At 55.1% G+C, this 23,573-nt stretch carries 20 protein-coding genes and 1 pseudogene; 12 read left to right on the top strand and 9 right to left on the bottom strand.

Translation table 11 applies throughout. The features are described 5' to 3' along the window. Window positions 1-10 precede the first annotated feature (10 nt). Window positions 11-598: a HutD family protein gene (locus WNY38_RS15150; protein WP_342858200.1), complete on the top strand. Its 588-nt coding sequence runs from the start codon at window positions 11-13 to the stop codon at window positions 596-598. On the opposite strand, the gene WNY38_RS15145 is transcribed toward WNY38_RS15150, so the two are convergent. Then, window positions 559-1,917, bottom strand: a complete 1,359-nt coding sequence (locus tag WNY38_RS15145) for a formimidoylglutamate deiminase (RefSeq protein WP_342858199.1) — start codon at window positions 1,915-1,917, stop codon at window positions 559-561. The genes WNY38_RS15150 and WNY38_RS15145 overlap by 40 nt on opposite strands. An 85-nt stretch (window positions 1,918-2,002) precedes the next feature. On the opposite strand from WNY38_RS15145, the gene hutI reads away from it, so the two are divergent. The 4 genes from hutI to hutU are packed head-to-tail and all read left to right on the top strand — an operon-like array spanning window position 2,003 to window position 7,210. After that, a complete protein-coding gene (gene hutI, locus WNY38_RS15140) occupies window positions 2,003-3,214 on the top strand; it encodes an imidazolonepropionase (protein ID WP_342858198.1) in 1,212 nt (403 codons plus the stop codon). Continuing rightward, entirely contained in the window at window positions 3,211-4,749 is a 1,539-nt protein-coding gene (gene hutH, locus WNY38_RS15135; protein WP_342858197.1) for a histidine ammonia-lyase, read from the top strand. The genes hutI and hutH overlap by 4 nt, the downstream gene beginning before the upstream one ends. Next, entirely contained in the window at window positions 4,746-5,546 is an 801-nt protein-coding gene (gene hutG / locus WNY38_RS15130; protein ID WP_342858196.1) for an N-formylglutamate deformylase, read from the top strand. The genes hutH and hutG overlap by 4 nt, the downstream gene beginning before the upstream one ends. Next, window positions 5,543-7,210, top strand: coding sequence for a urocanate hydratase (gene hutU, locus WNY38_RS15125; RefSeq protein WP_342858195.1), 1,668 nt, complete (start codon window positions 5,543-5,545; stop codon window positions 7,208-7,210). Before hutG ends, hutU begins: the two co-directional genes overlap by 4 nt. Before the next feature lie 64 nt (window positions 7,211-7,274). Here hutU and WNY38_RS15120 read toward each other — a convergent pair whose 3' ends face one another. Then, window positions 7,275-7,964, bottom strand: a complete 690-nt coding sequence (locus WNY38_RS15120; protein ID WP_342858194.1) for a GntR family transcriptional regulator — start codon at window positions 7,962-7,964, stop codon at window positions 7,275-7,277. A gap of 210 nt (window positions 7,965-8,174) precedes the next feature. Between WNY38_RS15120 and WNY38_RS15115 the strand changes: the two genes are divergently transcribed. Genes WNY38_RS15115 through WNY38_RS15100 form a run of 4 tightly spaced genes read left to right on the top strand, consistent with a single transcriptional unit; the run spans window position 8,175 to window position 12,688 of the window. Continuing rightward, window positions 8,175-9,131, top strand: coding sequence for an ABC transporter permease (locus WNY38_RS15115; protein WP_342858193.1), 957 nt, complete (start codon window positions 8,175-8,177; stop codon window positions 9,129-9,131). A 3-nt stretch (window positions 9,132-9,134) separates the two neighbouring features. Further along, on the top strand, window positions 9,135-9,992 hold the full coding sequence (locus WNY38_RS15110) for an ABC transporter permease (protein ID WP_342858192.1): 858 nt from the start codon (window positions 9,135-9,137) through the stop codon (window positions 9,990-9,992). A gap of 3 nt (window positions 9,993-9,995) precedes the next feature. After that, the gene (locus WNY38_RS15105) at window positions 9,996-11,633 is read left to right on the top strand and encodes an ABC transporter ATP-binding protein (RefSeq protein ID WP_342858191.1); all 1,638 of its coding nucleotides are present in this window, start codon (window positions 9,996-9,998) and stop codon (window positions 11,631-11,633) included. Next, window positions 11,630-12,688 carry a succinylglutamate desuccinylase/aspartoacylase family protein gene (locus tag WNY38_RS15100; RefSeq protein WP_342858190.1) on the top strand — a complete coding sequence of 353 codons (1,059 nt, stop codon included), beginning with the start codon at window positions 11,630-11,632 and terminating at the stop codon, window positions 12,686-12,688. The genes WNY38_RS15105 and WNY38_RS15100 overlap by 4 nt, the downstream gene beginning before the upstream one ends. 4 nt (window positions 12,689-12,692) lie before the next feature. On the opposite strand, the gene WNY38_RS15095 is transcribed toward WNY38_RS15100, so the two are convergent. The 3 genes from WNY38_RS15095 to WNY38_RS15085 all read right to left on the bottom strand — a co-directional run bounded on the left by WNY38_RS15095 (window position 12,693) and on the right by WNY38_RS15085 (window position 15,900). Continuing rightward, entirely contained in the window at window positions 12,693-13,850 is a 1,158-nt protein-coding gene (locus WNY38_RS15095) for an FAD-binding oxidoreductase (RefSeq protein WP_342858189.1), read from the bottom strand. Window position 13,851: 1 nt separating this feature from the next. Next, on the bottom strand, window positions 13,852-14,892 hold the full coding sequence (locus tag WNY38_RS15090; protein ID WP_342858188.1) for an aromatic ring-hydroxylating dioxygenase subunit alpha: 1,041 nt from the start codon (window positions 14,890-14,892) through the stop codon (window positions 13,852-13,854). A 105-nt stretch (window positions 14,893-14,997) separates the two neighbouring features. Next, window positions 14,998-15,900 (bottom strand): LysR substrate-binding domain-containing protein, encoded by a 903-nt coding sequence (locus WNY38_RS15085; protein ID WP_342858187.1) that lies wholly within the window; start codon window positions 15,898-15,900, stop codon window positions 14,998-15,000. A gap of 173 nt (window positions 15,901-16,073) precedes the next feature. Here WNY38_RS15085 and WNY38_RS15080 point away from each other — a divergent pair, with 173 nt between their 5' ends. The 3 genes from WNY38_RS15080 (at window position 16,074) to hisC (ending at window position 20,193) form a co-directional block, all read left to right on the top strand. Then, a complete protein-coding gene (locus WNY38_RS15080; RefSeq protein WP_342858186.1) occupies window positions 16,074-17,630 on the top strand; it encodes an ABC transporter substrate-binding protein in 1,557 nt (518 codons plus the stop codon). A 77-nt stretch (window positions 17,631-17,707) separates the two neighbouring features. Then, entirely contained in the window at window positions 17,708-19,078 is a 1,371-nt protein-coding gene (locus WNY38_RS15075) for an FAD-linked oxidase C-terminal domain-containing protein (RefSeq protein WP_342858185.1), read from the top strand. A 14-nt stretch (window positions 19,079-19,092) separates the two neighbouring features. Then, window positions 19,093-20,193 (top strand): histidinol-phosphate transaminase, encoded by a 1,101-nt coding sequence (gene hisC, locus WNY38_RS15070; protein WP_342858184.1) that lies wholly within the window; start codon window positions 19,093-19,095, stop codon window positions 20,191-20,193. Between the two features lie 195 nt (window positions 20,194-20,388). Here the strand turns inward: hisC and WNY38_RS15065 are convergent, their stop codons facing one another. The 4 genes and pseudogenes from WNY38_RS15065 to WNY38_RS15050 form a co-directional block, all read right to left on the bottom strand. Then, window positions 20,389-21,843: an NAD-dependent succinate-semialdehyde dehydrogenase gene (locus WNY38_RS15065; RefSeq protein WP_342858183.1), complete on the bottom strand. Its 1,455-nt coding sequence runs from the start codon at window positions 21,841-21,843 to the stop codon at window positions 20,389-20,391. A gap of 42 nt (window positions 21,844-21,885) precedes the next feature. After that, window positions 21,886-22,103, bottom strand: a pseudogene (locus WNY38_RS15060) (4-aminobutyrate--2-oxoglutarate transaminase); the annotation flags it as partial. 145 nt (window positions 22,104-22,248) lie between these two features. Continuing rightward, window positions 22,249-22,953: a type 1 glutamine amidotransferase gene (locus WNY38_RS15055; RefSeq protein ID WP_342858182.1), complete on the bottom strand. Its 705-nt coding sequence runs from the start codon at window positions 22,951-22,953 to the stop codon at window positions 22,249-22,251. Between the two features lie 29 nt (window positions 22,954-22,982). After that, window positions 22,983-23,573, bottom strand: a 591-nt coding sequence (locus WNY38_RS15050) for an FAD-binding oxidoreductase (RefSeq protein ID WP_342858181.1), incomplete at its 5' end; no start/stop codon positions are given.

Genomic DNA, 23,573 nt, shown 5'->3' with positions numbered 1-23,573 from the left:
GGACAACGCCATGCAAATTTTATCAGCCAGCGCGCTTATCGATGTGCCGTGGAAAAACGGCGGCGGCATCACCCGTAACATCGCCAAAGGCCTGCACGGCGCGCGGCCAGCTTGGACGATCAGCCGTGCAGATGTTGCACAAAACGGCCCGTTTTCAGACTTTTCAGGCATGACACGCGTTTTGACCGTCGTGTCTGGCGGCAGCATGACGTTGACGACACCAAGCCTATCATTGGACGCATCTTTATGGACGCCGGTGATCTTTGATGGCGGGCTTGCGATTGAATCGCTTTTGAATGACGGTCCGCTCACTGATTTGAATTTGATGTTTGATCCGAAGCTTTGCGAGGGCGTTGTGACCGTGCATAAAAAGACGTCAAACCAAACGGTCCAAACGCCTAAAGACGGCATCCTTGTGCTGCATGGTCTTGCGGGCGCGCCCAAAACCAACGGCACACCCTTGGGCGTCAGCGATACCGCCTTCATATCAGATACAAACGCGGTGCTAGAGCTGGCGGCAGGTGACGCCCTGCTTGAGATACGCCTGCGTTATTTAGATCAAAGCGCCGCCATTAAGCTGGCCATCGCTGACCGGTAAGCGGTGATGATCGCATCGCGTTTCACATGTCGTCCCGATTGGACGGCATGGCGACCGGCGGACCAGACATCTGTCACCACGTTGTCTTTTGCGCCAAAGACCAAGCCATCAAGCAGCTGATCTTGACGCAAGGCGCACAAAGCCGGTGCGGAACTGTCAATCGCAACAAGATCGGCCAGTTCGCCCACCGCGATCTCGCCCGCGCCACGCCCCAAAGCCTGCGCGCCGCCTTTTGCAGCACCGGTATAAAGTGTCTCACCAACAGAGCCCTCGCCCACAACCATAACATTGCGTGCAATGTCGCGCAGACGCTGCGAATATTCCAAAGTCCGCAACTCTTCTGTGAGCGAGATTAAAACATTGGAATCAGAGCCAACACCAAAGGCGCCACCAGACTGCAAATAGGCCGGACCGTTGAACGGGCCATCCCCCAGATTGGCCTCGGTCACAGGGCACAGCCCCGCAACCACGCCGGATTTGGCCATATTCACAGTCTCGGCGTCGGTCATATGGGTGGCGTGGATCAGGCACCAATCTGTGTTGGCATCCGTGTTTTCCAAAAGCCATTCCACAGGGCGCGCGTTCAACCAAGCCTGCACATCGGCGACCTCTTTGGGTTGCTCGGCGATGTGAATATGGACAGGGCCATTTGGTCTGGCGGTCAAAACGGCTTTCAAATCCTCAGGCGATGTGGCGCGCAAAGAATGCGGTGCAATGCCGACGCGGCAATCTGCGGGCAGTTGCGACACGGCGGCTTGCGCGCGCCCCACTAAACCATTGAAGCGATCGACAGAGTTGCCAAAGCGCGCTTGACCTGCTTCAAGCGGCACTTTGCCAGCGCCACCGTAGGTGTACAAAACCGGCAGATGTGTCAGGCCGATGCCCGTCTCGCTTGCCGCCGCTGCGATGCGTGACGATAGCTCGCCCAGATCATCATAAGGCATGCCGTTGGGCTGGTGGTGCAGATAGTGAAACTCGCCAACGCTGGCATAACCCGCTTCTTGCATTTCCAAAAACACGAGCCCTGCGATGGCCTCAACGTGTTCCGGCGTCAAATGCGCAGTGAACCGATACATCAAATCGCGCCATGTCCAAAAGCTGTCTTTGCCGGCCATGCGGAACTCGGTCATGCCAGACATCGCGCGTTGAAAGCTGTGACTGTGCAAGTTTGCGAGCGCGGGCAGCAGCGTATCGACGACGGTATCGCCCTGCGCGGGCGACTGATTTTCTGTCACTGACGAGATCTTACCATCGGCGATGTTCAGGCGCACATTTGTGGTCCACCCGGAGGAAAGCTTAGCTTGTTTTGCGAAAATCATTTGGCGGTCCTCAATTTTTATGTATATACATAAAGCACACTTACACATACTAGAAAAGTATAAATTCAACTGTGGCGGACCCAAAATGACCCAAGATACTCAGGTTTTTGTGAATTTAAACCTCGCAACGATGGGCGAATCGGACGTGGCCTATGGCTGGATCGAAGATGGCGCAATCGTGGTGACAGGCGGCGCGATCGATTGGCTTGGCCCTGTGAATGAGCTGCCAAACACCTATAAAGACCTGCCGCATACTGATCTTGGGGGGCGTGTCGTGACCCCTGGTCTGATCGATTGCCACACACATACAGTCCATGGCGGCGACCGCGCGGTTGAATTTGAGATGCGCCTCAACGGCGCCAGCTACGAAGAGGTCGCGCGCGCAGGCGGTGGCATCATTTCGACCGTCAAAGCCACACGCGGCGCCACCGAAGACGACCTGCTCGCCGCGGCCCTGCCACGTGTAGACGTGTTCATCGCAGAAGGTGTGACCACAATCGAAGTGAAGTCAGGCTATGGTTTGGATGTCGAGACAGAACTGCGCATGCTGCGTGTCGCGCGCGCCATCGAAGACCACCGGCCCATTCGGGTGAAAACCACATTCCTTGGTGCCCATGCGACACCCGCAGAATTTGCGGGCCGCGATGACGCTTATCTTGACGAGGTTTGCATCCCCGCTTTGCGCGCTGCCCATGCCGAAGGCTTGGTCGATGCTGTGGACGGGTTTTGCGAAGGCATCGCCTTTCAGCCCGCGCAGATTGCACGCGTTTTCAATGTCGCGCAACAACTGGGCCTGCCGGTGAAACTGCATGCGGAACAACTGTCCAACATCGGCGGCGCGAAACTTGCGGCGCAATTTGACGCGCTCTCTGCAGATCATATCGAATACCTTGATGAGGACGGCGTCAAAGCCATGGCGCAAGCTGGCACTGTGGCGGTGATCTTGCCCGGCGCGTATTACACCCTGCGCGAAACCCAAGCGCCGCCCATCGATTTATTGCGCAAACATGGCGTGCCGATGGCTTTGGCGACGGACCTTAATCCAGGCACAGCCCCAATCAATTCGCTGCTTTTGACCCTAAACATGGGCTGCACCCTATTCCGTATGACACCCGAAGAAGCCCTGCGCGGTGCCACACAAAATGCCGCCCGCGCGCTTGGCCTAACGGATGTAGGCACATTGGCGGTCGGCATGCGCGCTGACATGGCCGTTTGGGACATCAAACATCCCGCCGAGCTGGCCTATCGCATCGGCTTTAACCCTCTTCATTCCCGCATCTTTGGAGGCACATCGTGACCACACTGACCCTCACCCCTGGCGCTGTTACGTTAGACGATCTTGCCACCATTTACTGGACTGAGGCCTCTGTGCGCCTCGACTCGATCTGCCATCCTGATATTGAGCGTGCTCATGAGCGGATCGCGAAAGCCGTTGCAGGCACTGACGCCGTTTATGGTGTGAACACGGGCTTTGGCAAATTGGCCTCGGTTAAAATCGAATCCAAAGACACCACGGCGCTGCAACGCAACTTGATCTTGTCGCATTGCTGCGGCGTTGGACCGGCGATCTCTCGCCGCCACGCACGGTTGCTTATGGCGCTCAAATTGCTCAGCTTGGGGCGCGGTGCATCAGGTGTGCGGCTTGCGGTTGTGACTTTGATTGAGGACATGCTCGCCAAAGGCGTGACACCAGTAATCCCTGCGCAAGGCTCTGTTGGCGCGTCTGGCGATTTGGCGCCTTTGGCCCATATGGCCGCGGCGATGATGGGTCATGGCGAGGCTGAGTTTGACGGCCAAGTGATGTCCGGCGAAAAAGCTCTGGCAGCAGCTGGCCTGACGCCTGTTGTGCTTGGCCCCAAAGAAGGCCTCGCGCTGATCAACGGCACGCAGTTCTCGACCGCTTTCGCGCTTGCTGGCTTGTTTGGCGCTTGGCGTGCGGCGCATTCTGCACTGGTCACATCGGCCATGTCTACGGATGCCATTATGGGGTCCACAGCACCACTGCAGCCTGAAATTCACACCCTGCGCGGCCACATTGGCCAGATCCAAGCGGGCGCAACCATGCGCGCGCTTTTGGATGGCTCAGAAATTCGCGAAAGCCACGTTGTGGATGATGCGCGGGTCCAAGACCCCTATTGCATTCGCTGTCAGCCGCAAGTGACTGGTGCTGCGATGGATGTGTTGCGCATGGCCGCGCGCACGCTTGAGATTGAAGCCAACGCCGCCACAGACAATCCACTGGTGTTGATCGAGGCTGATGTCATCGTCTCGGGCGGTAATTTCCACGCCGAACCCGTTGGTTTTGCCGCTGATATGATCGCCCTTGCGATTGCCGAGATCGGCGCGATTGCACAGCGCCGTGTGGCCTTGATCGTTGATCCGGTGCTCAGCTTCAATCTGCCGCCGTTCTTGACGCCAAACCCTGGTCTGAACAGTGGTTACATGATCGCCGAAGTCACGACTGCGGCTTTGATGAGCGAAAACAAACATCTGGCAAATCCTTGTGTGACCGACAGCACGCCGACCTCTGCCAACCAAGAAGATCACGTGTCCATGGCCGCCCACGGCGCGCGTCGTCTGGGGGCTATGAACGAAAACCTAGCGCGTATTTTGGGTGTTGAGCTGCTGTGTGCGGCGCAAGGCATCGATTTCCGCGCCCCTCTGGCGACCAGTGCCGCCTTGCAAAAGGTTGTGACCCGCGTGCGTCAAGAGGTCGAAACCATGGGCGAAGATCGTTACCTCGCGCCAGATTTGGAACGCGCGGCCGTGATGATCACATCGGGCGATATTGTAACAGCAGCCGACATCGACATGCCCGAGCTGAGCCAATGAATCCTGTAGAGATCACCCAAGGCAGCAGTCCCATCGTTTTGGGTCTGCCACACACTGGCACCTTTGTGCCTGATGATGTTTTAGCGGATCTAAACGATCGCGGGCGCGGGTTGGATGATACAGATTGGCATATCCATCAGCTGTATGATGGTGTTTTGGACGGTGCGACGACAGTGCGCGCCACCTTCCACCGCTATGTGGTGGATGCCAATCGCGATCCATCAGGCGTCTCGCTCTATCCCGGACAAAACACCACGGGCCTTGTGCCGTTGACCGATTTTGATGGCCATGACATTTGGACCAAAGCCCCATCCGAGGCCGCCATTGAAGCGCGTCGCCAGACCTATCACGCCGCCTATCATGCCGCGTTGCAGGCGGAATTAAACCGCGTGCGCGACATCCACGGCATCGCGATCTTGTATGATTGCCACTCGATCCGCTCAAACATTCCGTTTTTGTTTGAGGGTACGCTGCCAGATTTTAACGTCGGTACAAACCTTGGCACGACCTGCGCGCCTGCGATTGAAACCCTCACGCAAGAGATTTGCGGGGCCGCAGCGGATTATACATCGATCACGAATGGTCGCTTTAAAGGTGGCTGGACCACGCGTCATTATGGCCGCCCCGCCGAAGGTTTTCACGCCATCCAAATGGAACTGGCGCAAAGCACTTACCTGACGGATGAGGCAGCGCCTTGGACCTATGACGCCGATAAATCCGAACGCCTGCGCGTTCATCTTTCTTCTATTTTGACACAATTGGCCGCATTGGCCCCGACTTTGAAAGGCACATCATGAGCGATCCGCGCAAGAACACCCGTGACATTTATCCCGCAACTGGCACAGAACTTTCCGCGAAAAGCTGGCTTACTGAGGCGCCGTTGCGGATGCTGATGAACAACCTGCATCCTGATGTGGCTGAGAACCCGCACGAGCTGGTGGTGTATGGTGGCATCGGACGCGCCGCACGCACATGGAAAGACTACGACTTGATCGTCGCTGCTTTGCGCGATCTGGAAGACGACCAAACCTTGATGGTGCAATCGGGCAAGCCTGTTGGCGTGTTCCAAACCCACAAAGACGCGCCGCGTGTTTTGATAGCCAACTCCAACCTTGTGCCGCATTGGGCGACTTGGGATCACTTCAACGAGCTCGATAAAAAAGGTCTGGCGATGTACGGCCAGATGACCGCTGGCTCATGGATTTACATCGGCAGCCAAGGCATCGTGCAAGGCACTTATGAGACTTTTGTTGAAGCGGGTCGTCAGCACTATGATGGCGATCTGACAGGCAAATGGGTGTTGACCGGCGGTCTTGGCGGCATGGGCGGTGCGCAGCCTTTGGCGGCTGTGATGGCGGGGGCTTGTTGTTTGGCGGTTGAATGTAACACCGACAGCATCGATTTCCGTCTGCGCACGCGATATGTGGATGAGCGCGCTGATACGCTCGACGAAGCGCTTGAGATGATCAACCGCTGGACGGCCGCTGGCGAGGCTAAATCTGTTGGGCTTTTGGGCAATGCCGCCGACGTCTTTGCCGAAATCGCAGCGCGGGGCATTCGCCCTGATATGGTGACCGACCAAACCTCGGCCCACGATCCGATCAACGGCTACCTGCCCCAAGGCTGGACCATGGCCGAGTGGAAAGAAAAGCGCGAAAGCGACCCTAAAGCGGTGGAAAAAGCCGCACGTGCCTCGATGAAAGTGCATGTGCAAGCGATGCTTGATCTGCAAAAAATGGGTATTCCGACCTTTGATTATGGCAATAACATTCGCCAAGTGGCTTTGGACGAAGGCTTGAGCGACGCCTTTGATTTTCCGGGCTTTGTGCCGGCGTACATACGTCCGCTGTTCTGTCGCGGCATCGGCCCGTTCCGTTGGGCCGCTTTGTCAGGTGATCCTGAAGACATCTATAAAACAGACGCCAAGGTGAAAGAAATCCTGTCCGAGGACAAGCACCTGCACAACTGGCTCGACATGGCGCGCGACCGCATCGCTTTCCAAGGCCTGCCAGCGCGTATTTGTTGGGTTGGTCTGGGCGTGCGCCACAAATTGGGCCTCGCGTTCAATGAAATGGTGCGCACTGGCGAATTGTCTGCCCCGATTGTGATTGGCCGAGACCACCTTGATTCAGGCTCTGTTGCATCCCCAAACCGTGAAACAGAAAGCATGAAAGACGGCTCTGATGCGGTATCCGATTGGCCGCTGTTGAACGCTTTGCTGAACACTGCCTCTGGCGCCACTTGGGTGTCTTTGCACCACGGCGGCGGCGTTGGCATGGGCTTTTCCCAGCATTCTGGCATGGTGATCTGTTGTGACGGATCTGAGGACGCGGACCGTCGTATCGCACGCGTCCTATGGAACGATCCCGCCACAGGTGTCATGCGCCACGCGGATGCAGGCTATGAAGAGGCACTGGATTGCGCCCGTGGAAACGGCCTGAATCTGCCAGGTATTTTGTAAGAAAAAACCGCCGCAGTCAGAGGGCTGCGGCGGTTCATATATCAGCCGTTTGTGATCAAATGGATCAAAAACGTGTCGTCATACGGTGGCCGGGACGGTAGGAAAACCGCACATAAGTCACGGCATCGTTTTCCCACCACGTAGACCGTTCGATGTTGAACAGCGGATCGCCAACAGAACAGGCCAAGTAGTCCGCGAGCTTTTCATCCGCCAATCCGGCCGAGAAATTAATTTCCGCCTCGGAAAATGGAATGGTCGAAATCAGCCACTCGCTTGGGCCATTCTCTGCAAAATTCGCAGTTTCAGCTTTGGGCAGCGCGGTCAGATTGATCCAGCGATCTTCATGCTCATACGGAATACCATCCGCGTAATGCATACAGATCAGATGCAAAACCATACCGTCATCGGGCAACCTGAGGCGCGCGCGCAACCAATCGGGCGCGACCCGAACACTGCGGCTGGCCAAAGAATACCGGTAAGATGCGCCTTTGTCTTCAATCTCGTCACGTATAACCGGAATATCAAAACGCGCTTGGCGGATCGGAGACATGCGTACGCGGGTGCCAGCCTTGCGGCGCCGCTCAATAATGCCATCGTCCGACAATTCTCGCATCGCACGGTTGACGGTCGCACGGGCACATTTATAGGTCTCGGCAAGATCGACTTCGTTCGGCACCAAATCACCCGGCGCCCAATCGCCTTTGATGATCTTTGCCAAAATATCAGATTTGACCTCTTTATACGTAACTTTCATAATCGACCAATTCTTATGCTATGTGTCTACTAAAATAGCTACACCTATATGCGACACCGGCGCGCGCGCCAAGCATACCCCTACCCACGTTGACCAAAAAGCAAATCTAAACGGTCGTATAGCTAGACTGACTTGACGATACAGCCTGTTCACCTCACCATCCTATTAATCTAGACATAATGCAATATCCCCAGACAAAAGTGATGAATTATGAGCTCAATCCAATCCATCATCCTCAAACGTTTGCTGAGTGGCCTCCTCACCTTGTGGATTGTAACAGTCATCATTTTCGGTGCGATTGAATTGTTGCCCGGTGATATTGCAACAGAAAAATTGGGACAGGCGGCAACACCCGAAAGCTTGGCTGCCTTTCGCGAAAAGTTTGACCTGAACCGTCCGGTGGTTGAGCGCTATGTCTCATGGCTTGGTGGGGCTGTGACGGGGGATTTTGGCATCTCTTTGGCCAACCAGCGCCCCATTTCAGAGCTGATCGGCCAACGCACCGCCAACACATTCTTTCTAGCGGGATATGCGGCAGCCATTGCCGTACCGATTGCGGTCATATCAGGCATGATGGCAGCCCTATACAACGGGTCGATCTTTGATCGGGTGCTGTCCAGCACGACGCTGGCGGCAATTTCATTCCCTGAGTTCTTTATCGCCTATATTCTGATCCTCGTGTTTGCCGTGGGTTTGGGCTGGTTCCCAAGCCTTGCCAATGTGGATGTGGATACCAGTTTGGGCGAACGCCTTTACAAGACGTTTTTGCCCGCGATGACCCTGACCTTGATCGTGCTGGCCTATATGATGCGCATGACACGGGCGGCCATTTTGAACCTTCTGGCGCTGCCTTATATTGAGATGGCGCATCTTAAAGGCATCAAACGCTGGCGGGTGATCGCGGTCCACGCCCTGCCAAATGCGCTCGCGCCGATCATTAATGTGATCGCGCTGAACCTTGCCTATCTTATTGTTGGCGTGGTTTTGGTCGAAGTGGTTTTTGTCTATCCTGGCCTTGGCCAAGTGCTTGTTGATGCCGTATCGAACCGAGACGTCACGGTTGTGCAAGCCGCCTGTCTTATTTTTGCAGCTACATATATTTTGCTAAACCTGCTGGCAGACATCCTGTCGATCATCGCCAATCCACGCCTCCTACATCCGAGATAACACATGAACAATTTGGTTTTTCATCTGCGTGATGCGCCTGTGTCCGCGTGGGCTGGCATCGTCATCGTTGCTTTTTACGCCGTTCTTGCCATTTTAGCACCAGTACTCGCGCCTTATGCGGAAAGCGCGTCCGTTGCCGCGCAGTATCAACCTTGGATTGCGCCGCATTATTTGGGCACCGATGCTTTGGGACGTGATGTTATGTCTCGGCTGATTTATGGCGCACGCAATACGGTCGGCATCGCCCTTGCGACGACCATCCTCGCCTTTACCCTTGGCGCATCTTGGGGGCTTTTGGCAGCGACCCTCGGCGGTTGGTTTGATACGATCAGCGCGCGCGCCATCGATGTCTTGATGGCGATTCCGCCGCTGATTTTCGCCCTGTTGATTTTGACCATCACCGGCACCTCTGTGGTGGCTTTGATCCTTGTGATCGCCATTTTGGACAGCACCCGTGTGTTCCGCCTATCGCGCGCTGTGGCACAAGGCATCTTAACGATGGACTATATCGAGGTCGCTCGGATGCGCGGCGAAAGTGTGTTTTGGTTGATCCGCAAAGAAGTTCTGCCCAATGCCGCATCCCCTTTGATCGCTGAATTTGGGCTACGCTTTTGCTTTGTCTTTTTGTTCATCTCGGCCCTGTCATTCCTCGGCTTGGGCATCCAGCCCCCGACCGCGGACTGGGGCGGCATGGTGCGTGAAAGCGCAAAACTGATCGCCTTCGCAAATTTCAGCTCATGGCAAAGCGCCACCTTTGGTCTCGCCCCCTTGTTGCCCGCTGGTGCCATCGCCCTGCTCACGATTGGGGTGAACCTTGTGGTGGATTGGGTGCTACATTTGTCCTCCGGCCTGAAGGAATAAACCATGTCAGATATATTGCTTGATATGAAAAATGTCATGATCGAAGGCCGATCAGACAGACAGTGGAAACCGATCATCAAAGGCGTTGACCTTACGCTGAAACGCGGTGAAATCCTTGGCTTAATTGGCGAAAGTGGCGCAGGCAAATCGACACTTGGGTTGGCGGCCATGGGCTATACCAAAGGCGGTTGTCGCATCAGCGGCGGCAGCATCAATTTCGATGGGATCGAATTGGTTGGCGCCTCAGATGAAGCCCTGCGCCAGCTGCGCGGCAAGCGCATCGCCTATGTTGCGCAATCGGCGGCCTCGGCGTTTAACCCCGCGTTCAAATTGATCAATCAATTTACTGAAGCACCTGTGCAACACGGCGTCTTGTCCAAAGCCGAAGCCCAATCAGACGCAATCGAATTGTACCGCAAAATTCGTCTGCCGAACCCCGAAACCATCGGTTTTCGTTACCCGCACCAAGTGTCGGGCGGGCAGTTACAGCGGGCGATGACGGCGATGGCGATGGCCTGTCGTCCTGATTTGATCATCTTCGACGAACCGACCACGGCTTTGGATGTGACCACCCAGATTGAAGTTTTGGCCGCGATCCGCGACATCGTGCGCGCATACAATACGGCCGCGATATATATCACCCACGACCTTGCCGTCGTGGCGCAGATGGCGGACCATATCAAAGTCTTGCTGCGCGGCGAAGAGGTCGAACAGGCCCCTGCCCGCGAAATGCTGTCCAATCCGCAAGAGGATTACACCAAATCCCTTTGGGCTGTGCGCGAATTCCGCCGAGCGCCGCGCCCTCCGCGTGACGCAAACGAGGCGCCTTTGCTTGTCGTTGAAAACGTCTCGGCGGCTTACGGTCCGGTAAAAATTTTGGACAATGTTTCAGTGACGATCAAGCGGGGCAGCACTGTTGCCGTGGTTGGCGAAAGCGGGTCGGGGAAATCGACCCTTGCGCGAGTGATCATGGGTCTGTTGCCCCCAATCGAGGGCGGCATTGTCTATGACGGCACAGCGTTGGAAGGCGTTGGCGCAAAACGCAAACGCGGTTTGAAACGCCACATCCAGATGATCCACCAAATGGCAGACACGGCGTTGAACCCCAAACACCGGATCAAAGACATCATCGGGCGTCCCTTGCAGTTTTTCATCGGGCTGAAAGGGGCCGCGAAGGAAGCCCGGATCAGAGAGCTTTTGACCCTGATCGAGCTTGATCCCGATGAGTTCATGCACCGCTTTCCGTCCGAATTGTCTGGCGGACAAAAACAGCGCATTTGTATCGCCCGCGCCCTAGCAGCTGAACCCGATTTCATCATCTGCGACGAAGTCACATCGGCGCTGGATCAGCTTGTTGCCGAAGGTATTTTGCGCCTGCTGGACCGTCTACAACGCGAATTGGATTTAACCTATATGTTCATCACCCATGACATCGCCACGGTGCGTTTTATCGCCGATGAGGTCGTGGTTATGCAACATGGTGTAATCGTCGAACAAGGTTTGAAAGACGACATTTTCACGCCCCCACATGCGCCCTATACGGAATTGCTTTTGTCATCTGTTCCTGAAATGGACCCCGATTGGTTGAGCAATCTTCTGACAGCGCGCGACGGCAAAATTGCGCAAGTGGACCCAGAATGACCCTACAGTTTGGCAACGTCCACTCAGAGGTCGATCTGGCGTCGCAAGGCAAACGCGCGGGCCATTTTGGTCTGTCGCATTCAGACAACCGACATGCGTTTTCCACGATCCAATCGCCTTTGGCTGTGATCTGTGGCGGTGCGGGGCCCACTGCATTGATTTGCGGTGGCAATCACGGCGACGAATTTGAAGGCCAAATCATTGCGCGGCGGTTGTTTGAAACCCTCACCCCTGAGGATTTGACCGGTCGACTGATCCTTGCGCCTGCTTTGAATATGCCTGCAGTTCAATCGGTCACGCGGGTCTCGCCACTGGACGGTGGCAATTTGAACCGGTCGTTTTTGGGCACGCAATTTGCAGGCCCCACGCAAGACATCGCGGGCTTTGTCGCGACGCATTTGATTGGCAATGCCGATCTTGCCATCGACATCCATTCCGGCGGACGCCTCAGCAACTATGTGGATACGGCCTATTTTTGCCTGTCCACCGATCCGGCCCAAAACCAGCAAACCCGCGCGCTGTCCGAAGTGATGGGCCTGCCCTTTACGATGGTTGTGCCCGCCAGCGACACCAGCGGCGATTTCGACAGCGCCGCCCATGCGTCAGGCTGCGCGATGATTTCATGTGAATTGGGCGGCGAGGGCAAAGTGTCCACGCAGGCGCTTCACCGTGGGTGGCACGCCGTTTTGCGATTGCTGGCCCACCAAGGCGTGCTCACACAAGCCGCCATAGACAGATTGGCCATCGAGCCCGCACCACAAACAACATTTCTAGATCTGGGACGCGACGCCGTTTACGTCACTGCGCGCTCTTATGGTTTGGTTGAACCCTTAATCGATCTTGGCGATACGGTCGAGATGACACAGCCCTTGGCACAGCTGCGCGACCTCTACACGATGGACGCGAAGCCAAAGGTGTTTACCAGCGATTGTGCTGGAATCGTGTCGATCATGCGGACATCGCCGATGGTCGCGCCGGGGGATTATCTGTGCGTGATTTGTCCGATACTGACAGAGGCGCAACTCTCAGACCAAATGGCGAAAATTGCGCTCTAAGCTGTTAGATATCCAGAACGACAGCCCCTTTGGGGCGCGAACAACAAATCAACACCTTGCCGTTTTCAGGCATGATCAGAGGCTCTTCGAAATACGCGACCTCGCCTGAAACCAAGGTGCATTTGCACGCGTTGCAAATGCCTGAACGACAGCTGAATTCAGGCTCTAACCCAGCGTTTTCGGCCAGTTCTAGCAGTGAATTTGCAGAGCCATCCCATTCGGCAAAGGCGCCCGATTTGCGAAACCTCACTTGGCCCTGTGACGCCGCTTGCACGGGCGCAGGCTTTTCATCTGCTGACGCCCAAGCATCCGGATCAGTCAAAAACGTCAAGGCCTGAATGGTTGGGGCCGCTTTGGATGCCGCTGCCGAGGCCACCTTGGCGGGCGCCGCTTTTGACACCAATTGATCAAGCGATGCCGCCTTGCCAAAGAACTCATAGGCGATGCGCGCTTTGGGCACGCCCAAGTCTTGCAGCACCCCGTACATGGCCACCATGAACGGCACCGGACCACACAGATAAACGTCGTAATCGTCAATCGGCAGGACGCTTTGCAAAAAGGCTTTGTCGATCACGCCTGTCGCATCACATTGGTCGCCGTCCTCGGGCATGCGGTAGACAAACCGCGCCTGAATGCGATCATTTGCTTGCGCCATGACCTCATCACGCAGGGCATGAACGCGTGCGTTGTCGCAAGCATGCAAGAAATACACATCGCGGTCACTGTCTTTAAGGCGGTGCAGCATCGACACCATCGGTGTCAGACCAACCCCGCCAGACAAGAGGACCACAGGTCGCGGGCTATTGTCATCAAGGTAAAAGACCCCGCGCGGGGCGGCGACATCAATCGTATCTCCAACCGCGATCTGATCGTGCAGCCAGCAAGACCCCACCCCGTCAGGCGCGCCGCCCGTACCGACTTCGCGTTTCACGGTGATGCGGTAATGGCCCGCCTCAGACGGATCACTTGAGACCGCATAGGTTTTGAGAACATGACCATCTGCGACGGGCACGCGCAGCGTTATATACTGGCCTGCTTTCACATCCCAAAGGGGGTCCGCATCTGTTGGCTCAAGATAAAACGACGTGATGATATCGCTTTCGGCATGTTTTTTGGCGACGCGGAACGCACGAAACCCATTTTCCGACGGATGCTGCGCCATGTTACTGGCTCATCTTTTCGTCAACCATCGCCTCTTCTGCGATCATGGCTTCCAATTGACGGCGAAAGCGCAGCTGACCCGCATCAATGCCCAGATCGATATGCGGCGAAGTTTTCTCGTTCATGCCGATCTGCACCGCATCCAACACAGCGCGATCTTCCTCAAAAGCATGACGCACGTCTTCGCTCATCATTTTTGACAGCTCGTCATCATCGGGGCGAATATTGCGCAGCTGGAACCAATAGTAGCGGGTTTCTTTATCGGTCGTTGGCGTCATGAAATTATAGCTGTCCATGACAAAGGTGTTCTCATGCAGCGGGCCGTCGACGCCGCCAGTGCCCGCGGGCGTAAACACAGCGCGGATCAAAGCGTGGCTTGGGTAACGCACTTCATAGTGCTGCAAACGGTCACAATTGCCCTCAAATTCCACAACCTTTTTGTAGAACGGCGCAGGTTCGTGATCCATCATCCAACGGTGCACGATCACACCTGTGTCGGTTTTGGTCACCCGCAAAGGCGTGTCTTTGGTCGCAGGCGTTGCAAACGACGTCTCATGCACCCACGCGACATGCGTTGGGTCCAATAAATTGTCGCACATCAACAAATAGTTGCAGTTCAACTCCATCGCAGCACCACGGTTGATGCCCCACTCAGGACTGTCGAAATTCGGAATGTCGATGATGTCCTCAACGTCCGCGATGGCCGCATTGCCCATCCAGATCCAGATCAGCCCATATTTTTCATGCACAGGGAAAGGCCGCACGCGGGCCGCCGATGGAATACGCCCGCCGCCAGGGGACCAAACACATTGACCTGCACAGTCGAATGTCAAACCGTGATAGCCGCATTCCACATTGTCGTCTTTGATTTTACCTTTGGACAAAGGCAGCTTGCGATGCGGACAGGCATCCTCCATCGCGATGACTTCACCCTCAGAGTTGCGAAACATACAAATCTTTTCACCAAGAACTTTGACCTGCTGCAATTCATTGACGATTTCGTCGCTCCAAGCGGCGACGTACCATGCATTCTTGAGAAACATATAACTTCCTAGCTGACGTGTTGTCTGAGATTACATTGACGTTACATCCGCATGGGTTTCAAAAAAACTCAGTCTGCACGGCCCATTGTTTAGATTTTCTGCAAATTAGATTTTGGCTTCCGCTAAGATCCAATTCAGAAAATCACGGGGTTTTTCTTGTTCCAACATCATCGAGCCCCAACAGATGTAATAAGGCTCAGGCATTTTCACGGCCTCTTGCGAAATGCGGATCAACCGCCCCAATCCCAAATCCACCGACGCAAAGGACAGTTGCGCCAAGGCGATGCCCTGCCCGCTGGCCACGGCTTCCAGCGCGGAACTGGACAGTGAGTGTATCGACGAAGGCTTGCGTGAGGGGGGCGGAAATCCTTGCGCTTCCAGCCACGTCCGCAACTTGGGCACCGTTGTATAGTGCGGCCCCCAATCGATATCCACCCATGGCAAATCAGACAGGCTTGCAGGATCTAACGCCTCAGGGTGCCGTTTTAAAAAGTCAGGCGCGCAAACGGGAAAGCACACATCTTGGAACAAAGGGCGCGCATGGGGAAACACCTCTGAGGCCGCCCCATAAGTCAAACGAAACATGTGATCCAAAAACGCAGGTTCGGGTTCGCCGTGTGTGGCTTCTAGCCGGATGGACACGCCCTCGTTGGCCGCTTCAAAACTCTGCAGACGGGGCTGCAACCATTTTGACAACAGCGTGGGCAGACCCGACACATTAATATCAATTTCGGAATTTTGCTGGGCCAGCAAAGTCTGCGCCTGACGCAATTTATCGAATCCATCGGCGATGACGGCATGATAGGATCGCGCCTTGGGCACAAGCCGAGCGCGTCGTCCGTCCTTCATGATGAGGGGCATTTGCAAATGATCTTCGAGCAGCTTGAGCTGTTGACTGATTGCCCCAGGCGTAACGCCTAATTCTTGTGCAGCGGCGTTAACGGATGAAAGCCTGCCGAAACTCTCAAAAGCTTGCAGGGCGCGTAAAGGCGGTAAATTTGAGCGCATATATGGTCCGAATTACCCTATTTCCGTCATCACTTTAACAATACTCAACAGTACCTCTCCAAAACTGATTTGTCACTCATAATGTAGCCACATACCGTATTAAATGCAGACATATTAACAACCAATGCCGCAAGACAATTGCCACCTTCGCAACACACAGCAGGAGATTACACATGACTTTTACAACGGACCGTCGCAGCCTATTGCTTGGCGCGAGTGCCCTTGGTGCCACCGCCCTTCTTGGACTTTCAGGTCAACCCCTGCGGGCTGCCACCCCATCACAAGGCGGCACATTGCGCCTGGGGATTGGCAGCTTCGATTCCGGTGAGACACTTGACCCGCAAGCCTCTGAAACGAAATTCATGCAAAACCTGCAATGGCAATTGCGCAACAACTTGATCGAAGTCGGCGCTGGCGGTGTTTTGATCCCCGAACTGGCAACAAGCTGGGAGCCCAACGACGATCTGACAGTTTGGACATTCCAGTTGCGCGAAGGCGTGCAATTCCACAACGGCAAAACCATGGACGCGGATGACGTTGTCTTCTCGATCAACCTGCACCGCGGCGAAGAGTCTTACTCGCAAGTCAAATCCCTTGTGTCGGTCATCAGCGATGTTCAAGCCACTGGACCTAATGAGGTCACAATCACATTGGGCTCTGGCAATGCCGGTTTCCCTGCAGTGATGTCGCTGACTTGTATGTACATCGTCCCTGCCGATGACATGAACTTTGATGCGGGTATCGGCACAGGCCCTTACATTCTCGAATCCTACGAACCCGGTGTGAAATCCGTCGTCACCAAGAACCCGAACTACTGGAAAGCCGACAAAGGCCACTTCGATTCTGTCGAAATGCTTGCGATCCGCGATGTGAACGCGCGCACAACTGCCCTGCAAACCGGTCAGCTCGACGCCATGAACGCAGTTGATCCAAGCACGGCCAACCTTTTGGGTATCATGCCAGGGATCGACTTAATCCAAACGCAAGGCAAAGTGCATTACGCCTTTAGCATGATGGTCAACGATCCGCTGTTTGCCGATAACCGCGTGCGCACGGCGATGAAATTGTCCATCGATCGTCAGGACATGGTCGACAAAGTGCTTAACGGTTTTGGGTCCATCGCGAATGACCAACCAATCTCGAACGCTTACGCCTATTATGATCCAGATCTTGCCCAGCACGAATATGATCCTGAGCAGGCTAAATCTTTGCTCAAAGCCGCAGGCGCAGAAGGCTTGACCACCACACTTCACGCCTCAAACACGCCGTTCACAGGTGCTGTTGAAGCGTCTCAGCTGTTTGCTGAACATGCCTCAGCCTCTGGCATCAACATCAACGTCTCGCGCGAACCAGAAGACGGCTACTGGTCAAACATCTGGGGCAAGAAAGCGTTCTTCGCGTCCCGTTGGTCCGGCCGTGCGAACGAAGACTTGATGCTGTCCCTCGCCTACTCAAAAGAATCCATTGGCGATTACAACGAAACCGGCTGGGACAACGCTGCCTTTAACGCCGCGCTGACGGCTGCACGGTCTGAAAAAGACGACGCAAAACGCAGCGCCTTGTACAGCGAATGCCAGATGCTCATCGCACAAGACGGCGGCATGATCGCCCCTGTTTGGGCGGACTTCCTTGACGCAAAATCCAGCAAGGTTTCCACACCTGAAGCCATTTCAGGCGACTGGGATCTGGATGGCAACCGCTGTGCGGAACGCTGGTGGTTTAACGCGTAATCCCCTCTAATCCTATTGAAGCGGGCCGCGCATTGTGCGGCCCGCTTTTTCTTGAAACACAACAGAATTGACTGCATATGTCCGACGCTCTCGCCCCTCTCTTTGATGCTTTGAAAGCCGAATTTGCAGATCGGTTTTTAACCTCGAACGCTGCGCGCGAACATCACGGCAGCGGTGAAAGCCACCTCCCAGCCGCTTGGCCTGATGCGGTTGTCATGGTCGAAACCACCGAAGAGGTCGCAACAGTCTTGCGCGCCTGCACCGCGCACCGCGTGTCTGTGATTCCCTTTGGCGCGGGCTCGTCTTTAGAAGGACAAATCCACGCGCCACTGGGCGGCATCAGCATCGATATGTCGGCGATGAACGCGATCCTATCGGTGCGCGAAGAAGACATGGACTGCACCGTTCAATGCGGCGTCACCCGCCAAGATTTGAACGAACATCTGCGGGCAACCGGATTGTTCTTTCCCGTTGATCTGGGCGCGCACGCGACGCTTGGCGGCATGGCCGCAACCCGAGCTTCTGGCACCACAGCCGTGCGCTTTGGCTCGATGCGCGATTTGGTGCTTGGGATGACCGTCGTCATGCCTGACGGCGAGATCATGCACACTGGTGGCCGCGCCCGCAAATCATCTGCCGGTTATGATCTGACGCGCTTGATGGTTGGCTCTGAAGGCACGCTTGGCATCATCACCGAATTGTCGCTGCGTTTGGCGGGCATTCCTGAGGCCTCACAAACAGCGATGTGCAGCTTCGAGACCATTGATGACGCCACCGAAACCGTGGTCATGGCGCTGCAATGCGGGCTTGCGCTGAACAGGATTGAGCTGGCCGACACGGTGCAAATGCACGCGATCAATCGCTATTCCAAAACCGATCTGCCCGAATATCCGACCTTGTGGATCGAACTGACCGGCAACGCCGTCACTGTCGAGAACGATATGGATATTCTGGAAGGTCTGGCAGACAACGCGCGTCAATTTGAACGCGCAGCAAATGCTGATGACGCGGCGCGTATTTGGCGAATCAGGCATAGCGCGCTTTATGCCGCGCGCGCGTTGCGCCCCGGAATCAAAGGTATTTCCACGGATGTTTGCGTGCCGATTTCGCAACTGCCTGCGTGCATCAGCCAAATCCAAGCCGTCATCGCGACCACCTCGATCATCGCGCCTTTGATTGGGCATGTCGGCGACGGGAACTTCCATCTTGTTTTGCTCTATGACCCCGAGGACGCCACCGAAGTGCGCGAGGCGCAGCACATCAGCAAAACCCTTGTGACCATGGCGATCGAGATGGGCGGCACTTGCACGGGTGAACACGGCGTTGGTCTGGGCAAAAAAGCCTATTTGCAGGCCGAACACGGCTCTGCGCTTGGGGTGATGCGGCGTATCAAACGCGCTCTCGATCCCGATAACATCATGAACCCTAGTAAAATTTTTGACCTATAATCTAAGGAACGCCCATGTCTTTCCCCCTGCCCGCCGACTTGATCCGCCAAGACGTCGAAAACCTTCCGACGTATAACGCAGGCCTTGCCGTGGAGCGTTTCAAGGACATCTACGGCATTGACTGTTTGGCAAAACTGGACAGCAATGAAAGCCCATTGGGGCCGTCGCCGCGCGCAATTTTGGCCATGCAAGACGCCGCAAAGGGTGTCGGACGCTATCCTGATGCCGCCAGTTTGGCGCTGCGTCAACAGGTGGCAAAGGCAACCGATACGCATGCGGACTGCATCATTTTCGGCAATGGGTCCGAAGACCTGATCGGGGCTTTATTTCGCGCTGTGATCCGCCAGAACGACAAGGTCGTCACCATCTGCCCCAGCTTTGGCCTGCATGAATTTGGCGCGCTGACGTTTGGCGCCACGGTCACCAAAGTGCCGTTCAACGACGATTGGTCTTTTCCCGTGAAAGGCCTATGCGATGCGCTGGAAAACAAACCACGCGTTTTGATCTTTTCATCGCCAAGCAACCCAGCGGGACCGGTGATCTCAAAAGACGAATTTAACCAAGTGCTGGCAGCAGCTGATCCCTCCACGCTGATCTGTTTTGACGAGGCCTACGTTGAGTTTATCGAAGCCGATAAGCAGTTCGACGCCATGGCTATCTTGCAAGACAGCGGCTGTCCTTGGATTGTGTTGCGCACATTCTCGAAAGCCTACGGGCTTGCAGGGGCACGCATTGGCTATGGGATCGCCAGCAATCCCAAAATGATTGACGCCTTGATGAAAACCCGCAATCCCTTTGGCGTGAATGCCCTTGCGGCCAGTGCCGCGGTTGAGGCCCTGGGGGATCACGCCCATTTGGCCAAGGTTGTGAAACAGGCCACGAATGAGCGCGAACGGGTGGCCGCCGCCCTGACCGCCAAGGGGTTTGTTTGCGCGCCGACCCAAGCAAATTTTGTGTTCTTTGACACAGGCGCGCCGGCCGACGGTCTGGCCGAAAAACTGCGCACCAAAGGCGTGTTGATCAAAGCATGGTTCGAGGCCCCCTATAAACATTGGGCCCGCGTCACCATGGGATCACCAGAGGAAAATGATATCTTCTTGAGCGCTCTTTCTTAAAGGCGCCTTCACCGCACCTATAACGTCCTTCGGCCGCGTATTTGCAGGGCGCGAATTGGCTTTAACACTGAAAGACATGAGATAATTATGACTCCAGAACAAAAACTAGCCGATCTTGGCTTTGTGCTGCCCGCACCGACACAGACACTCGCAGGCCTTCACCTGCCGTTTGTGCCTGTCAATATCCAAGTGCCCCTATTTCACGCCGCCAAAGCACATGTACTTGATTTCGAGAAAATCATCGGCGCCGTATTTTGATCCTTCGCGCCCAAGGCCCGATTGTTTCACACCTCCAAATGGGGCGACCTCGGTTGAAATAAGCCCTGTATTAATGCCGACAATACCGGTTTCCATTGCTTCTGCGACCCGCCAGATCCGGTTCATGTTTTCAGAATAGAAATACCCAGCAAGGCCGAATTCCGTATCGTTCGCCATGGCGATGACTTCGTCTTCGGTTTCGAACCGGAACAGAGGCGCAAGCGGACCGAACGTCTCGTCGTTCGCCACCATCATATCGGAGGTCACATCCGTGAGGACCGTTGGCTCAAAGAACGTGCCGCCCAGTTCACTGCGATGACCACCCAGCGCGATCTGTGCCCCAAGCGACGTGGCGTTGGCGATATGCTCTTCCACCTTTTCAACGGCGGCTTGGCTAATCAACGGACCGGTCGTGACACCTTCAGTCGTGCCCTTGCCCAGCAACAACCGACCAATGGCTGCCTGCAGCTTGGTCGCAAACACATCATAGACGCCCGTTTGAACGTAAATCCGGTTGGAGCAAACACAGGTTTGGCCATTATTGCGGAACTTGGAAATCATTGCCCCTTCGACGGCTGCGTCAATATCCGCATCATCAAAGACAATGAATGGCGCGTTGCCGCCAAGTTCCAAGGACATTTTTTTGACTGTGTCAGAGCATTGGCGCATCAAGATTTTGCCGACACGGGTAGACCCCGTGAAGGTAATTTTGGCCACTTTCGGGTTCGTACACAGCTCTTGCCCGATTTCGGCAGATTTGGAACTGGGAATGACGTTCAGCACACCAGCAGGGATCCCTGCCCGTTCACCAAGCACTGCCATTGCGGTTGCTGATAGCGGGGTCAATTCCGCAGGGCGCGCGACAAAACTACATCCGACCGCCAAAGCAGGTGCCACTTTGCGCGCAATCATCGCATTGGGAAAGTTCCACGGTGTAATGGAGCCTACAACGCCAACGGGCTGTTTGATCACGACGATCCTCTTGTCGCGTTGGTGACCGGGAATGACATCGCCGTAGATGCGCTTTGCCTCTTCTGCAAACCATTCAATGAACGATGCGCCGTAGAGGACTTCGCCCTTGGCTTCGGGCAAGGGTTTTCCCATTTCAGCGGTCAGGATCGCGGCCAGATCGTCTGCGTTCTCAACGATCAGATCAAACCAGCGCCGCAAGACGGCCCCGCGCTCTTTGCCCGTCCAACTGGCCCAGTCTTTTTGCGCCTTATGGGCATGCTCAATCGCGGCGTTGGTTTCGGCGACACTGATATCCGTAACATCGGCGATCTTTTCGCCAGTCGCAGGGTCAAACACCGGAAACGTCACGCCGTTTTCGATCCATTCGCCATTGATCAGCGCACGTGGTTCCAACAAGGATGGGTCATTCAGAGTTAACATCAATTTAGCCTTTCTTTGCGGCTTCGATTGCCTATTCGGTTTGTCCATTCCTTCAGAAAACACATCATCGGGAAGGGTGATCGGTGCCAAGAAACGCAGAACGTTGCCATAGGTTCCACAGGTTGGCAAGATCAGGGTGCGCTTTAATTCTGCAACACGAACACGATTGCGCATAGGCCTTTTTCTTCGATCACGTCCAGCACGGTATGTGCCACCGCAATACCCAACAGGTTGCCACCGTAAGTGCCATTCAATCCACCAAGGTTGCGCGCTTAGCATAGACCAGCGTCATCATGCCAACTCCGCGTGAAATTGCATCCTCGCGACGCTTACTCACTTCAGAATTTTGGATTTTCTCTTTATCGACTTATCGGCGGTGTCCACTAGAATTCTGTGGCGTTATTTTCAGTTTTGGTGTGCGGGATTGCCTGCCCGGGATTTTCGTTTGAAAAAATCTTCGAACTGTTGGGCGTAATCAGGTGAGGACAAAGATGCGTCCAAACGCCTTTCTGCCTCTCGGGAGATGTGCTCGGGCAATACGCTGCGGCGGGCATCCAGAAGGTCACTTAAGAAAGCTGACGTAAATTCGGGGTGTGGCTGAAGGGTCAGCGCCTTGTCCCCATATGCCAACATGGCATTCGCACAATGATCCGAACGGCCAATGACAACCGCGCCGTCTGGCACCTCAACAACCTGATCTTGATGCCAAGCCATGATCGTATCTTGGGTTCCATCTGCACGGACATAATCCGTGGCACCGACCTGCCAACCGCCCGCAAATTTTTCGACTTTCCCGCCCAAAGCCTGTGCCAAAATCTGATGACCAAAGCAGACCCCGACAATAGGGACAGCAGCAGCAAAAACCCGACGCAAAAAATCCTCAAGCGGCGCGATCCAATCATGGGCTTCATAGGTTCCAAACTTTGACCCCGTGACCAGCCAACCCTCTGCATCATTTACGCAAGCAGGCAGCACGCCATCCAAAACTGGATAGGTTTCAAACGTGAACCCTCGCCTGTCCAACAATCGTTTGAACAGGTCGTCGTAATCGCCATGGGTCGCGCGCATTTCGTCAGGTGAGCGACCCGTTTGTAAAATTCCGATTTTCATTCCGACCTCTTGTTGATTTATGCAGAACCCTAAAGACCAAGCCTGTCGCGCAACTCGTACCACCACGAGCCCGCCATGGAATACGGAACCCGAAACATGCGCCCGCCCGGAAATGGATACCAAGGGACGTTCTCAAAAACGTCGAAACGTGTCAGATCGCCATCGATGGCTTCAGACAAGATGCGCCCAAATGTGTGCGACCCTGTTACGCCATGGCCTGAATATCCATGCGCGAAATATGTGTTTTTGCCGATGCGGCCCATCTGGGGTACGCGGCTGAACGACAGCGCAAAATTTCCACTCCAGGCAAAATCAATCTTTGCAGTCTTCAACTGAGGGAACACTTTGTTCATATTGCGCTGAAGCTTTGACTTGATGTCCCTTGGGTCCGCGCCACCGTAAACGGTGCCACCGCCAAACAGCATTCGTTTGTCAGCAGACAGACGAAAATAATCCAGAATGTAACGAATGTCTTCAACGCAGGCATCTTGCGGAATCAAAGAATGCGCAAGGTCATCGCCCAAAGGTTCGGTTGCCATAACCTGTGTTGAGACCGGCATAACACGGGATGTCAACGTCGGCACCACATGCCCAAGATAAGCGTTTCCGCACAAAACCAG

Origin of the sequence: Pacificibacter sp. AS14 (assembly GCF_038899935.1) — a bacterium.
GTDB lineage: Bacteria > Pseudomonadota > Alphaproteobacteria > Rhodobacterales > Rhodobacteraceae > Celeribacter.
This window is presented reverse-complemented; position numbering and strand designations above follow the sequence as displayed.

Coding starts and splice junctions, on each gene's coding strand:
- WNY38_RS15150 (WP_342858200.1), top strand. CDS start 11: ATGCAAATTTTATCAGCCAGCGCGCTTATCGATGTGCCGTGGAAAAAC.
- WNY38_RS15145 (WP_342858199.1), bottom strand. CDS start 1,917: ATGATTTTCGCAAAACAAGCTAAGCTTTCCTCCGGGTGGACCACAAAT.
- hutI (WP_342858198.1), top strand. CDS start 2,003: ATGACCCAAGATACTCAGGTTTTTGTGAATTTAAACCTCGCAACGATG.
- hutG (WP_342858196.1), top strand. CDS start 4,746: ATGAATCCTGTAGAGATCACCCAAGGCAGCAGTCCCATCGTTTTGGGT.
- hutU (WP_342858195.1), top strand. CDS start 5,543: ATGAGCGATCCGCGCAAGAACACCCGTGACATTTATCCCGCAACTGGC.
- WNY38_RS15120 (WP_342858194.1), bottom strand. CDS start 7,964: ATGAAAGTTACGTATAAAGAGGTCAAATCTGATATTTTGGCAAAGATC.
- WNY38_RS15115 (WP_342858193.1), top strand. CDS start 8,175: ATGAGCTCAATCCAATCCATCATCCTCAAACGTTTGCTGAGTGGCCTC.
- WNY38_RS15110 (WP_342858192.1), top strand. CDS start 9,135: ATGAACAATTTGGTTTTTCATCTGCGTGATGCGCCTGTGTCCGCGTGG.
- WNY38_RS15105 (WP_342858191.1), top strand. CDS start 9,996: ATGTCAGATATATTGCTTGATATGAAAAATGTCATGATCGAAGGCCGA.
- WNY38_RS15100 (WP_342858190.1), top strand. CDS start 11,630: ATGACCCTACAGTTTGGCAACGTCCACTCAGAGGTCGATCTGGCGTCG.
- WNY38_RS15095 (WP_342858189.1), bottom strand. CDS start 13,850: ATGGCGCAGCATCCGTCGGAAAATGGGTTTCGTGCGTTCCGCGTCGCC.
- WNY38_RS15090 (WP_342858188.1), bottom strand. CDS start 14,892: ATGTTTCTCAAGAATGCATGGTACGTCGCCGCTTGGAGCGACGAAATC.
- WNY38_RS15085 (WP_342858187.1), bottom strand. CDS start 15,900: ATGCGCTCAAATTTACCGCCTTTACGCGCCCTGCAAGCTTTTGAGAGT.
- WNY38_RS15080 (WP_342858186.1), top strand. CDS start 16,074: ATGACTTTTACAACGGACCGTCGCAGCCTATTGCTTGGCGCGAGTGCC.
- WNY38_RS15075 (WP_342858185.1), top strand. CDS start 17,708: ATGTCCGACGCTCTCGCCCCTCTCTTTGATGCTTTGAAAGCCGAATTT.
- hisC (WP_342858184.1), top strand. CDS start 19,093: ATGTCTTTCCCCCTGCCCGCCGACTTGATCCGCCAAGACGTCGAAAAC.
- WNY38_RS15065 (WP_342858183.1), bottom strand. CDS start 21,843: ATGTTAACTCTGAATGACCCATCCTTGTTGGAACCACGTGCGCTGATC.
- WNY38_RS15055 (WP_342858182.1), bottom strand. CDS start 22,953: ATGAAAATCGGAATTTTACAAACGGGTCGCTCACCTGACGAAATGCGC.